Origin of the sequence: Lederbergia sp. NSJ-179 (assembly GCF_022867885.1) — a bacterium.
GTDB lineage: Bacteria > Bacillota > Bacilli > Bacillales > Bacillaceae_C > Lederbergia.
Genome location: NZ_JALIFP010000016.1, coordinates 63,066 through 76,510 on the forward strand (window position 1 = coordinate 63,066; position 13,445 = coordinate 76,510).

General features: G+C 37.4%; 13 protein-coding genes and 1 other annotated feature. All 13 genes read left to right on the forward strand.

From position 1 onward, the window contains the following. Positions 1 to 2: 2 nt before the first annotated feature. The 13 genes from MUB24_RS13225 (at position 3) to dnaG (ending at position 13,430) form a co-directional block, all read left to right on the forward strand. Positions 3 to 977 (forward strand): PhoH family protein, encoded by a 975-nt coding sequence (locus MUB24_RS13225; protein WP_244704801.1) that lies wholly within the window; start codon positions 3 to 5, stop codon positions 975 to 977. A gap of 144 nt (positions 978 to 1,121) precedes the next feature. Beyond that, a complete protein-coding gene (locus MUB24_RS13230) occupies positions 1,122 to 3,305 on the forward strand; it encodes an HD family phosphohydrolase (RefSeq protein ID WP_244704803.1) in 2,184 nt (727 codons plus the stop codon). Next, on the forward strand, positions 3,289 to 3,759 hold the full coding sequence (gene ybeY / locus MUB24_RS13235) for an rRNA maturation RNase YbeY (protein ID WP_244704805.1): 471 nt from the start codon (positions 3,289 to 3,291) through the stop codon (positions 3,757 to 3,759). Before MUB24_RS13230 ends, ybeY begins: the two co-directional genes overlap by 17 nt. 16 nt (positions 3,760 to 3,775) lie before the next feature. After that, on the forward strand, positions 3,776 to 4,132 hold the full coding sequence (locus MUB24_RS13240; RefSeq protein WP_244704807.1) for a diacylglycerol kinase: 357 nt from the start codon (positions 3,776 to 3,778) through the stop codon (positions 4,130 to 4,132). Between the two features lie 213 nt (positions 4,133 to 4,345). After that, positions 4,346 to 4,771, forward strand: a complete 426-nt coding sequence (locus MUB24_RS13245; RefSeq protein ID WP_244704810.1) for a cytidine deaminase — start codon at positions 4,346 to 4,348, stop codon at positions 4,769 to 4,771. Then, positions 4,740 to 5,660: a GTPase Era gene (gene era / locus MUB24_RS13250; protein ID WP_244704812.1), complete on the forward strand. Its 921-nt coding sequence runs from the start codon at positions 4,740 to 4,742 to the stop codon at positions 5,658 to 5,660. Before MUB24_RS13245 ends, era begins: the two co-directional genes overlap by 32 nt. A 140-nt stretch (positions 5,661 to 5,800) precedes the next feature. Further along, a complete protein-coding gene (locus tag MUB24_RS13255; RefSeq protein ID WP_244704814.1) occupies positions 5,801 to 5,947 on the forward strand; it encodes a YqzL family protein in 147 nt (48 codons plus the stop codon). Between the two features lie 50 nt (positions 5,948 to 5,997). After that, positions 5,998 to 6,762, forward strand: a complete 765-nt coding sequence (gene recO / locus MUB24_RS13260; RefSeq protein ID WP_244704817.1) for a DNA repair protein RecO — start codon at positions 5,998 to 6,000, stop codon at positions 6,760 to 6,762. A gap of 47 nt (positions 6,763 to 6,809) precedes the next feature. Then, positions 6,810 to 6,984, forward strand: a binding site (T-box leader). Between the two features lie 56 nt (positions 6,985 to 7,040). Further along, entirely contained in the window at positions 7,041 to 7,931 is an 891-nt protein-coding gene (glyQ, locus tag MUB24_RS13265; RefSeq protein WP_244704819.1) for a glycine--tRNA ligase subunit alpha, read from the forward strand. Beyond that, on the forward strand, positions 7,924 to 9,981 hold the full coding sequence (glyS, locus tag MUB24_RS13270) for a glycine--tRNA ligase subunit beta (protein WP_244704821.1): 2,058 nt from the start codon (positions 7,924 to 7,926) through the stop codon (positions 9,979 to 9,981). Before glyQ ends, glyS begins: the two co-directional genes overlap by 8 nt. Positions 9,982 to 10,044: 63 nt before the next feature. Continuing rightward, positions 10,045 to 10,851 carry a pyruvate, water dikinase regulatory protein gene (locus MUB24_RS13275; RefSeq protein WP_244704823.1) on the forward strand — a complete coding sequence of 269 codons (807 nt, stop codon included), beginning with the start codon at positions 10,045 to 10,047 and terminating at the stop codon, positions 10,849 to 10,851. Between the two features lie 284 nt (positions 10,852 to 11,135). Next, positions 11,136 to 11,549, forward strand: a complete 414-nt coding sequence (locus MUB24_RS13280) for a YaiI/YqxD family protein (RefSeq protein WP_396426757.1) — start codon at positions 11,136 to 11,138, stop codon at positions 11,547 to 11,549. A gap of 63 nt (positions 11,550 to 11,612) precedes the next feature. Beyond that, positions 11,613 to 13,430 carry a DNA primase gene (dnaG, locus tag MUB24_RS13285; protein ID WP_244704824.1) on the forward strand — a complete coding sequence of 606 codons (1,818 nt, stop codon included), beginning with the start codon at positions 11,613 to 11,615 and terminating at the stop codon, positions 13,428 to 13,430. The last annotated feature ends 15 nt before the right edge of the window (positions 13,431 to 13,445 follow it).

Consider the following 13,445-nt stretch of genomic DNA (forward strand, 5'->3'; position numbering starts at 1 on the left):
GAATGTCTGAAGAAACTACAACAGCAAAGATTAACCTAGAAAATGCAGAAGAAGCATATGTTTTATTAGGAAATGCTGATAACCATATTCGATTACTTGAGGAACAATGGGATGTTTCCATTGTGACTCGCGGGGAAACGATGACGATTTCAGGAGACCCAACAAATACCGAAAAGATTGCACAAATCATTAAACAGTTACTTAAAGTGATTAGGAAAGGAATCCGAGTAAGTGAAAGAGATGTAGCGTATGCTTCCAAAATGGCAAAGGCAGGGAAAATTGAATACTTTGCAGAGCTGTTTGAGGAAGAGATTACCCGAAACACAAAGGGGAAGGCTATTCGTGTAAAGACTTTAGGTCAGCGTCATTATATCGATGCCATTCGTAAATATGATCTCGTATTTGGCATTGGGCCGGCGGGAACGGGAAAAACCTATTTGGCTGTTGTGATGGCTGTAAACGCTCTGAAAAAGAACCAAGTGAATAAAATCATTTTGACGCGTCCAGCTATAGAGGCAGGAGAAAGTCTTGGCTTTTTGCCGGGCGATTTAAAAGAAAAGGTGGATCCCTATCTGCGTCCTTTATATGATGCTCTGAATGATGTATTAGGGGTAGAGCATACACAACGTCTAATAGATCGAGGAACGATTGAAATAGCGCCTCTTGCTTATATGCGAGGCAGGACATTAGATGATGCCTTCGTTATACTAGATGAGGCGCAGAATACCACTCAGGCGCAAATGAAAATGTTTCTGACGAGACTCGGGTTTGAGTCTAAAATGGTCATTACCGGAGATTCAAGCCAAGTGGATTTACCAAAGGGAGTAACTTCCGGATTAATGGCAGCCGAGCTTATTTTAAAAGATGTAAAGGGAATCTCGATCATCCACTTGAATCAAAGTGATGTTGTACGTCATCCACTTGTTTCTCGAATCATTCAAGCTTATGAATTAAATGACCAATTACCGAGATCTTAATACGCCAATCTGAGCTGTTTTGACTTTTTTTGTCAAACAGCTCGTTATATTTTTCCGTAAATATAATGCTTTCCTCGCAAAAAACTGCTATCATTTTAGTTAGCTGAATGTACCCATCAGCAATTTACGGGGATGGAGGTCATTATGAACTTTCATGAATATATAAGTAAAATTCGATCTTTTTTAAGCTATAAAGTGTTTACAGCATTGATTTATTGTCTTTTAGCTATCGTACTTTTGCTTATCCTTTACCATAATATGAAGCCAGAGACCTATGATATGGAAAAGTTTCAAGTGGCTGATAAAACAATTCGTTCACCGAAAACGATTGAAGATGAAATGAAGACAGCTGAGGAACGTGAAAAGGCAGCGGAAGCTGTGGATAAAGTATACGTTTTCAAAAAAGAGATGGCACAAAATCGAGTTTCTTTGCTAACCTCTATTTTTGATTTTGTTTCTGAAACCAATCATGCCTCAGAGCAAACGGAAAATACAGAGGAGAAAAAGGAAAAGGATACAAAAAAAGAGATTCCCATAGAGGACAGATTGAAAGTCTTAAAATCGAAATTGACGGAGAATGTTTCAGAGGATATTACGGACTCGATTTCTGATGCCATTTTAATTTCTCTTTTACAGGCAAATGAAACGGATTTACAAAAAACAAAGAATATCGTCATCCAGTATGTTGAATCAGCAATGAATGAGAAAATCCGAGATGAGGGATTAAACGATACGAAGAAGCGTGTTGTGGATCAAATTAAATCGGCTGGTCTATCTGAGGAAATGGAAAAAGCGGGAGAGGAACTTGGGCAATATGCGATTGTGCCGAATGATCTATATGATGCCGATTTGACGGAAGAAAGAAAAAAACAAGCAATGGCAGAAGTAGAACCTGTGAAAATTTTACAAGGGCAAATTGTTGTTCAAGAAGGACATTTAATTGATCGGGATACCTATCGACAATTAGAACTATTAGGTTTATTAAAAAGTAATCCAACGATGAAGCCATTAATTGGACTTGCTCTATTTGTCATCCTTGTCATTGGTACAGTCTACACGTATTTTTCCAGAGTAGATTTGCCTGAAGAGAAGAAACAAAATTATTTATTGCTTTCGAGTTTTATTTTTATTTGTTCTTTAGTGATCATGAAAATCATTGGGTTAATGGATGCTGAACTAAGTGATATTGCTTATATCTTTCCAGCAGCAATGGCCCCAATGTTAATCAAAATATTAATGAATGAACGCTTTGCACTCATTATGACCATCATGCTAGCTGCATGTGGAAGTATTGTATTTCACGATGGCATCTCTGGAGCCGTTAACGTAGAAGTAGCGATTTATATTCTGTTTAGTGGATTGGCAGGTGTTTTATTTCTATCAGGCCGTAATGAAAGAAATCATATTTTGCGTGCGGGGATTTTTGTTTCATTGATCAATCTACTGCTGATCTTTTTTCTAATGTTCGGGGGAAGTGGGCAGTATACACCAACAGAATACTTATATTACGTTCTATATGCGGTCGTTTCAGGGTTACTCTCTGCTGTATTTGCGATTGGCTTATTGCCATTCTTCGAAGCGGGATTCGGAATTTTATCGACGATGAGATTAATTGAGCTTTCTAATCCCAACCATCCATTATTAAAAAAGTTATTGACAGAAACACCAGGAACCTATCATCATAGTGTAATGGTGGCGAATCTAGCTGAATCAGCTTGTGAAGCGATTGGCGCCAATGGCCTTTTGGCAAGAGTGGGGTGTTATTATCATGATATCGGGAAGACAAAAAGACCACCTTTTTTTATTGAAAATCAATTGAATATCGAGAACCCGCATGACAAACTGCCTCCTGAAACGAGCAGAGATATTATATTGGCGCATACAACAGATGGGGCGGCGGAATTGAGAAAGCATAAAATGCCAAAAGAAATTGTCGATATTGCCGAACAACATCATGGAACAAGCCTTTTAAAATTCTTTTACTATAAGGCAAAGAAAAAAGATGAAAACGTTCATGAGAGTGATTACCGCTATCCAGGACCAAAACCACAAACAAAAGAAATAGCTGTAATCAGTATGGCAGATAGTGTGGAAGCGGCTGTTCGTTCCAAAACAAATCCTACACCGGATGAAATACGTACTCTTGTTCACCAAATTGCACAAGATAAGCTGCTTGATGGACAATTTAATGAATGTGATCTAACTTTAAAAGAGATTGAAAAGATAAAAAAAGTATTTTGTGAGACGTTAAATGGAATATTCCATTCACGTATTGAGTATCCTGACATAAAACAGCAGAAGGTGATCGATAGTGGGACTAGTAATTGATGCTATGGATGAAACTGGACAATTATCAAAGGAACATTTGATCATTGTAAAAAGGCTTTTGACATATGCAGCTCAAATAGAGCAAATGGATCAAGATGCAGAAGTATCGTTGACGTTTGTGTCTAATCAAAAAATACAAGCGATGAACAAGGAATATCGTGGAAAGGACCAAGTGACAGATGTTATTTCATTTGCCCTTGAAGAAAGCGGAGAGGGTGAAATTTCTATTCAAGGAGCCCATCTTCCCCGCGTTCTTGGGGATATTGTTATTTCTCTTGATCGGGTGGGTGAGCAGGCAAATGAATATGGACATTCATTTGAGAGGGAACTAGGTTTTCTAGCTGTTCATGGTTTCTTACATTTGCTCGGGTACGATCATATGAATGAAGAGGATGAAAAGCGAATGTTCGCTAGACAAAATGAAATATTGGCAGGTTTTGGTCTTGAGAGGTAATGGGCGATTTTCAGTGATGCGCTTAATATTAGCATTTAAATATGCGATCCAAGGGATTCGGTTTGCAGCAAAATCAGAAAAGAATTTCCAAATTCATATTTTTGCAGCTTTATTTGTGATCATACTCTCCTTTTTTCTACAACTCGATAAGATAGAATGGATCTTTATGATGATCTCCATTTTCGGTGTAATGGCTTTGGAGCTTGTAAATTCCGCTATGGAAAGGGCTGTTGATTTATCTACAGACAAAATCCTTCCTTTGGCGAAGCAGGCAAAGGATTTAGCCGCTGCAGCGGTGCTGATCTATACTTTAATGGCCGTTTTAATCGGATTTCTCATATTAGGTCCAAAAATTTGGGAACTATTATCTTAAGGAACCTGTTATTCTTTCAACAATGAATAACAGGTTTTTTCATTAATTTTTAAAAAAACTGTGGCAATATTTGAATGTGAAGAGAAGGTGCGGTAAAATAAATGTGCAGCGATTCCTACACTAATATGGAAATGTTCAAAAAACTTTCTGGAAAATGATAACTTTATTATGAAAATGTAGTAAAATAAGTTATGAAAGATGAGGAGAACTTAATTGAAGGTGGAGCAACTGGTAAAGGCAGCAAAACTAGCAAGAGAAAGGGCGTATGTTCCCTATTCTAAATTTCCTGTTGGCGCAGCACTATTAACAAAAGACGGGAAGATTTATACGGGCTGTAATATTGAAAATGCCTCCTATGGGATGACGAATTGTGCAGAGAGAACGGCCATCTTTAAGGCCATTTCAGAAGGGGATCAAGAATTTACCCGGTTGGCCGTGATTGCGGATACAGATAGACCGGTTCCTCCATGTGGCGCATGCCGTCAAGTGATCGCCGAGTTTTGCCCTAGGGATATGGAAATTGTTCTAACGAATCTTCAAGGAAAGCAAAAACGAATAAAAGCTGAAGAATTATTGCCATTTGCATTTACAGCGGAGGATATACACGATGAATCAAACTCAAGATCAAGCAGCATTTAAATCCGGTTTCATTTCCATAATTGGAAGACCAAATGTGGGAAAATCTACATTTCTTAATCGTGTCATTGGTCAAAAAATTGCGATTATGAGTGATAAACCACAAACTACAAGAAATAAAGTCCAAGGCGTTTTAACGACAAATGATTCACAAATGATTTTTATAGATACACCAGGCATTCATAAACCAAAGCATAAATTAGGCGACTTTATGATGAAGATTGCCGTAAATGCATTAAAAGAAGTAGATATTATTTTATTTATGGTCAATGCTGAGGAAGGTTTCGGCCGGGGAGAGGAATTTATTCTAGAGAAATTAAAGGGAGTCGAAACACCTGTATTTCTCGTCATTAATAAAATCGATCTCGTCCGTCCAGATGCCCTTTTAACCATTATAGATGAGTATCAAGGGAAATATGATTTTGCAGAAATTATTCCTATTTCAGCGATAGAGGGAAATAATGTTGCTCGCCTACTGGAACAAATTCAGGAGCGACTGGAGGAGGGGCCACAATATTATCCTGCTGATCAGGTTACCGATCACCCGGAAAGATTCATTGTATCAGAGTTAATCCGTGAGAAAGCGCTTCATTTAACAAGAGAAGAGGTTCCACATTCCCTTGCCGTTATGATGGATAAAATGGAACACCGACAAGAACAGGAAATCATTGATATCATGGCGACCATTGTGGTTGAACGGGATTCTCAAAAAGGGATTATCATTGGAAAGCAAGGGAAAATGTTGAAGGAAATTGGAAGACGGGCAAGAGAGGACATTGAAAGATTACTCGGATCAAAAGTTTATTTAGAATTATGGGTAAAAGTTCAAAAAGATTGGCGTAACAAAGCGTTCCATCTACGTGATTTTGGCTTTACGGAAGAAGAATATTGACACACTTTAGGCACTTTGACAAATTTTACGCCGTATGGTGGAGAAAGAGCATGACAAAATAAAGGTATATTCGCTCATCCTTTCATTTGAAAGACCGGTACAAGCGAAATTATTAATCACTTGGAAAGGCGGGAATTTTAATGTATGAATTTACATGGAAAGTTTTTAAAGAAACAGGCAATGTCAATACGTACCTGCTTCTAAAAGAACTTGAAAAGGAAGAGCATTTGAATATTCTGCCGCATGGAGAAAACACGGACGAATCAGACTGCACACAAGTGACTTAAACGTGTGAATTATCCCGGGACTGTGATCGCAGTGAAAGGGGATAAAAAATATGGTAAACAAATATGAAGGCATCGTAATTAGAACGACAGATTATGGTGAATCCAATAAAATTGTAACAATCTATAGCCGGGAAGCTGGGAAAATTGCTGGCATGGCCAGAGGAGCTAAAAAACCGAATAATCGGCTGGCTAGCGTTTCCCAGCTCTTTACATACGGATATTTTGTTATAAGTGGAACAAAAGGATTAGGGACGATTCAGCAAGGGGAAATGATCTCATCATTCCGATATATTAGGGAAGATATTTTTAAGACTGCCTATTCCTCTTATATTGTCGATTTACTTGATAAAGGGACAGAGGAAAAAGAGATTAATCCGTTTTTATTTGAACTGCTTTACCAAACATTGCATTATATAAATGAGGGATATGATCCTGATATTATAACGAATCTATTTGAGATGAAAATGCTGAATGTGTTTGGTTTATATCCTGAAATGAATCAATGTGTTTTTTGTGGGAACACAGAATCCCGATTTGGATTTTCAATAAAGGAAAATGGATTGATTTGTCAAGAATGTTTTCATAAAGATCCTCATTTTTTTCCTGTCTCCCAAAATACGATAAAATTACTGAGATTATTTTATTTTTTTGATATCCACAGATTAGGGTCTATTTCAGTAAAAGAGGAAACAAAAAAGCAACTTCGTGATGTGATTTCAACTTATTATGATGAATATTCTGGTTTAAAACTAAAGACCAAACGATTTTTGGACCAATTAGGAAACTGGAAAAGTCAATTTGATGTTAATAATTGACTTTTATTCAACTTTCGGCTATTTTCTTTTTATAAGAAAAAATGTTGCATGCTGTGAAGAAGGAAAAGAGTAGCAGAAAATATTTCATTTCAGCGAGCCCGGGATAGTGAAAGCCGGGGATGAATGGTCTGTGAATGGCATTCCGGAACAGTAAACGTGAAAAAAGATGGCTACGAATGGTAGCAAATAGGGTGGAACCGCGGGTAAACTCTCGTCCCTATGCTTTCATGCATAGAGATGGGAGTTTTTACGTTATTTCAAATGGAGGATGAAAAGTAATGAATATTCAACAAATGATTCTGACCCTTCAAAAGCATTGGTCAGATTATGGTTGCATTCTTATGCAGGCCTATGATGTAGAAAAGGGGGCAGGAACGATGAGTCCGTATACTTTTTTACGTGCGATTGGACCTGAACCATGGAATGTAGCCTATGTCGAACCATCCAGAAGACCAGCCGATGGACGTTATGGAGAAAATCCAAATCGATTGTATCAACATCATCAGTTTCAAGTAATTATGAAACCATCGCCAGACAATATCCAAGAAATGTATTTGGATTCTTTAAAGGCATTAGGGATTGATCCCTTGGAACATGATATTCGTTTTGTGGAAGATAACTGGGAAAACCCGTCACTTGGTTGTGCAGGTCTTGGTTGGGAAGTTTGGCTGGATGGAATGGAAGTCACACAATTTACTTACTTTCAACAAGTGGGGGGCTTGGAGTGCAAACCAGTTTCAGTGGAATTAACCTATGGAATTGAAAGACTAGCCTCCTATATTCAAGATAAGGAAAATGTGTTTGATCTAGAATGGACAGAAGGTTTTACGATTCGAGATATTTTTTATCAGCCGGAATTCGAGCACTCTAAATATGCTTTTGAAACATCGAATCAAAAAATGTTATTGGATTTATTTAACACATATGAAGAGGAAGCCAAAAAACAAATGGAATATGGTCTTGTTCATCCAGCTTATGACTATATATTGAAATGCTCGCATGTGTTTAATTTGCTTGATGCAAAAGGGGCTATCTCTGTGACAGAAAGAACCGCTTATATCGGAAGAATGAGAAGTATGGCGAGACAAGTTGCTAAAACCTTTTATGAGGAAAGAGAAAAGCTTGGCTTTCCTATTTTACAACAAAAGGAGGAGGCCAGCCATGAATAATCGGGATTTATTACTAGAAATCGGCCTTGAAGAAGTACCAGCCAGATTTGTATTGGATGCTGTCGAGCAATTAAAGAAAAAAACAACAGATTGGCTATTAGAAAGAAAAGTGGATTTTGGCAAAGTTCAAGTTTTTTCGACCCCACGAAGATTAGCTATTCTTGTTTCAAATGTGGCGGAATCACAAAAAGATACAGAATTAGAGGTAAAAGGGCCTACAAGAAAAATTGCGATCGATGCGGATGGAAATTGGTCCAAAGCAGCGATCGGATTTTCGAAATCACAAGGCGTAACAGTAGAAGATATCTTCTTTAAAGAAATAAAAGGGATCGAATATGCCTATATAAGAAAATTTGAAAAGGGGCAAGAAACCGAAAGTATTTTAACAGAACTAGGAGCGATTATTACGTCTCTTCATTTCCAAAACAGTATGCATTGGGGGAGCTTAGAGCTACGTTATATACGACCAATTAGATGGATCGTTGCCTTATTTGGGAAAAATGAGATCCCCTTTTCTGTGGGAAATATAGCGGCAGGAAATATGACAAAGGGCCATCGTTTTCTAGGACAGAATATAGCTTTAACTTCGGCTACTGAGTATGAAAAAGTTTTACTCAGTCAATATGTGATCGCAGATTATGAAGAAAGAAAAGCGGCAATTGAAGAACAAATTACAAAGCTGGGCGAAGAACATCAATGGGTCATTCCGATGGATTTCGATTTATTAGAAGAGGTAACCAATCTGGTTGAATATCCGACTGTTTTCCATGGTTCTTTCCAAGCGAGCTTTCTAGAATTGCCGAAAGAGGTATTAATTACTTCTATGAAGGAGCATCAACGGTATTTCCCTGTTGAGGATCAAAATGGTGAGCTTTTACCTTATTTTATTGGAGTAAGAAATGGGGATCATCGCCAGTTAGAAACCGTGATAAGAGGTAATGAGAAAGTGTTGCATGCACGCTTGCAGGATGCGAATTTCTTTTATCATGAAGACCAAAAGATGACTATAGTGCAAGCGTTAGAGAAATTAAACAGCATTATTTATCATGAAAAATTAGGAACTTTATCAGAAAAAGTGTTAAGGATCCAAACAATAGCGCAAGAAATCGCGAATGTATTAGAGGTTTCTGCTGAGAAGAAAGCCTCCATTCATAGAGCGGCAGAAATTTGTAAGTTTGATTTGGTCACGAATATGGTGGACGAATTTCCAGAATTGCAGGGCATTATGGGAGAGAAATATGCGTTGCTTCAAGGGGAAAAAATGGAGGTTGCCCAAGCGATTAAAGAGCATTATCAGCCCATTCATCCAGAAGATCCTACTCCTCGATCTATGATTGGTGCTGTTATCAGTGTTGCCGATAAACTTGATTCCATCGTTTCTTCGTTTTCGATCGGTTTAATTCCTACAGGTTCACAAGACCCTTACGCCCTAAGGCGACAGGCAGCAGGGATTATCAAAATATTACATGAAGAAAAATGGCATTTACCTTTGTCGACAGTTTTGAAAATAGCGATAAAGGTGAATCATCAAGAGAAAAATGAGGAACTTTATGAACAACTTGAGAAATTTTTTAGATTAAGACTAAATTATTTATTAGAAGAGAAAGGAATTCGCTATGATCTTGTGGAAGCTGTATTAGATAGCGAATTGAGTAGTATTCCAGAGATTGTCCAACGGGCTGAAGTTCTTGATGATAATAAGAACGATGTGAATTTCAAAAACGTGATTGAGTCGCTGGCTAGAGTTATAAATATTGCGAGTAAAGCGGAACAAACCGATCGGGTGAACCGGGATCTATTTGAAAACGAATTTGAACAGCAATTGTATGAGCAATGGCAAAGAGTAGAGAAACTGTTTGAACAGGATCCATCTGCCCTTGCCCGTTATCAATCACTCGCATCCCTACAACCGTTTATTTCCACGTATTTTGACCATACAATGGTGATGACAGAGAATGTGGAGATCAAACGGAATCGCTTGGCGCAAATGAAGCATTTGGCTAAATTAATTACTAACTTTGCGAATATGAATAAAATCATTGTCAAATAGTGAAATGGAACAAAAGGCTATCATCGGAAAATGTGATAGCCTTTCAAAAAGGATGTGATTGGCATGACTGAACCTATTATCTATGTTGTATCAGATTCTGTAGGGGAAACCGCTGAACTTGTGACCATTGCAGCATTAAGACAGTTTAATGGTTCCAATGCCTTAATAAAACGCTATCCATATATCGAGGATATGAAAGCTATTGATCAAATTATCGCAAGCGCCATTAAAGATCAAGGTATGATTGTCTTTACATTAATCAAACCCGAAATTAGAGAATATATGAAAAAGATGACCCACATGCATCAAATTAATGGAATTGATATAATGGGCCCCTTAATGGATAACTTTGAAAAGAAATTTGAAAGGGCCCCATTGAATGAACCTGGATTAGTAAGGAAGTTAGATAAAGATTATTTTAAACGCATTGAAGCAATTGAATTTGCCGTTAAATATGATGATGGAAGAGACCCTCGTGGTCTATTAAGAGCAGATATTATTTTAATTGGGGTTTCAAGGACCTCCAAAACCCCCTTATCCCAACATTTAGCTTTAAAGAGTATTAAGGTAGCCAATGTTCCAGTTCTTCCTGAGGTAGATCCTCCAAAAGAGTTATTTACAGTTGATCCAAAAAGATGTATTGGCTTAAAAATAAGCCCTGAAAAACTCAATCATATTAGAAGAGAAAGATTACTTTCACTAGGATTAGACGATAATGCGAGTTACGCAAATATCGAAAGAATCAAAAAGGAATTAAAGTATTTTGATCTTATTTCCAAAAAAATCGGGTGCACGATTATAGATGTAACGAATAAAGCAGTAGAGGAAACAGCCAATTTAATCATTCGATATATGAATCATACAAAATAGCTTCAATATTTCTTTCATAATCAAAATAAAATCGTGGAAAAATAAAAAGAAATAAGCTATAATCTTAATTTGTGTTTCTAATAAATATATAAAAAAGGTTTAGAGCTAAACTTTTGGGATTACACTAAGGACAACTAAGAATGAACTGTAACGGGGTAAAACGACAATTTTCCTTAAATAGTTTGCTTTATAAGAAGGAATCACTGGAGTGATGTAGAATTATAGATAATAAACGTATATTTGTTGATGCAGATGCTTGCCCCGTTAAGACAGAAATAAAAAATGTGGCGGATCATTATGGTTGGCAGGTTTATTTTGTCGCTTCATATGATCATAAACCGGCGGATATAATGGATAAAGATCATTGGATTTTTGTAGACCCAGGGAGAGATTCTGCAGATCTTTATATCGTCAATCATATTCTCCCGAATAATATTCTCATTACACAGGATATCGGATTGGCCAGCCTTGTCATGGCAAAGAATGTTCATGTGCTATCTCCACGCGGGAAAATCTATCAAAAGGAATCGATTGAAACGGCGCTCGAGTTTCGTTATTTATCCGCCTTAGAAAGAAGAAAAGGAAATTACGGAAAGGGACCTAGGACATTTACTGAAGATGATCGACACAGGTTCGTGACAAGTCTTTGCGAATTGTTGTCGAATTTTGAAGGAGATTCAAGATTTGCGTCGAATTAAAATAAATGCACTTCTCTTCAAGCAGGATGTTCAAAACTTTTTGGATAGATGGAGATGTTTTTTGTGGCAAGAATTCCTGAGGATAAGATTGCTGAGATAAAACAATCGGTAGATATCGTTGATATTGTCAGTGAATATGTTCAGCTTAAAAAACAAGGTCGTAATTTTTTTGGCCTTTGCCCTTTTCATGGGGAAAACACTCCGTCATTTTCTGTTTCACAAGAAAAGCAAATTTTTCATTGCTTTGGTTGTGGAATGGGAGGAAATGCCTTTTCTTTTATAATGGAAATGGAAGGAATATCATTTCAGGAAGCGGCCGAAAAAATCGCCACTAAAGGAAATGTAGAACTTCAAATAGATCCCGATACATTTAAGCATAAGGAAAGCAGATTACCCCCTGACCAAGCAGAAATGATCAAGGCGCATGAATTATTAACCAAATTTTACCATCATTTACTCTTAAACACCAATGAAGGTGCCGATGCTCTTAAATATTTACTTGAAAGAGGTTTTACAAAAGAAAGCATCGAAAAATTTAATATAGGTTATTCTTTACCTGAATGGGATTTTGCTGTCAATTATTTAGACAAACATGGGTTTTCATTGGAGGTAATGGAAAAAGCGGGGTTATTAACCCGGCGGAGTAAAGATCAAGCTTTTATTGATCGTTTTCGAAATAGGCTTATGTTTCCATTACTGAATGAACAAGGTAAAATTGTGGCATTTTCTGCAAGAGCCATTACACCTGAAGATCAACCGAAGTATTTAAATACTCCAGAAACGGTGCTTTTTCACAAAAGTTCACTACTGTACAATTACCATCATGCGAGAAGACATATACGTAAACTCGGGTTTACCGTATTATTTGAAGGTTTTGCCGATGTGATTTCTGCTGATCGAGCAGGAGTTTCAAATGGGGTAGCCCTGATGGGTACAGCCTTGACTGAACAACATATTCAGTTGTTAAAAAGATTGTCCAATAACGTCATTCTTTGTCTGGATTCTGATGATGCGGGGGTTGAATCAGCTTTTAAATCTGGTTCCTTGCTTGAAAAACAGGGTATGACTGTTACAGTAGCGATACTGCCAAATCAACTTGACCCTGATGACTACATCCATCAATATGGAGCTGAGAAATTTCGTGATGATGTAATAGGGAACGCCCAAACTTGGATGGCGTTTAAGCTATTTTATTTTCGAAGAGGAAAAAATCTTCAAAATGAAGGAGATAGGTTGGACTTTGTCGAAAAAGCTATTATAGAAATAGGCAAGCTTGGGAATCCTGTAGAACGTGAAATGTATTTAAGACAGCTATCTGAGGAATTTTCTTTATCCCTTGAAGCCTTGTTGATGCAATTAAATGAGCTGACTCAAACGAAAGTTAGTAAGATGAATGGAGGACAAGCTCAGGAGAGGGTAAAGGAAACGACGTCTAGGACAGAGGTTCACAGACAGCCTTTACCGGCAATCGCAGTGGCCGAACGACAACTAATTGCGAAAATGATGCAACATAAGGAATTAGTTTACCGAATCATGGAAATGATGGGGGAAGGTACATTCCATTATGACGAGCATCAAGCGATTGTGACATACCTGCTCGGCTACTATGAAGAAGGACATACCCCAGATCCTGGTTTATTTATGAACTATCTGCCGGATCGCAAGTTACGGAAAATTGTTTCTGAAATAGAAATGTTGACGGTTGATTATGAATATAGTGAGAAAGAATTACATGATTATGTGTGTCATGTGTTGAAATATCCGAAATTGTTAAAGATAAAAGAAAAGCAGGCAGAACAAAAAGCGGCTGAACGAAAAAAAGAATTTGCAAAGGCAATAGAATTGGCTAAAGAAATAGTAGAGCTACGCCGCTCTTTATGATTTTATGCAGTGGAT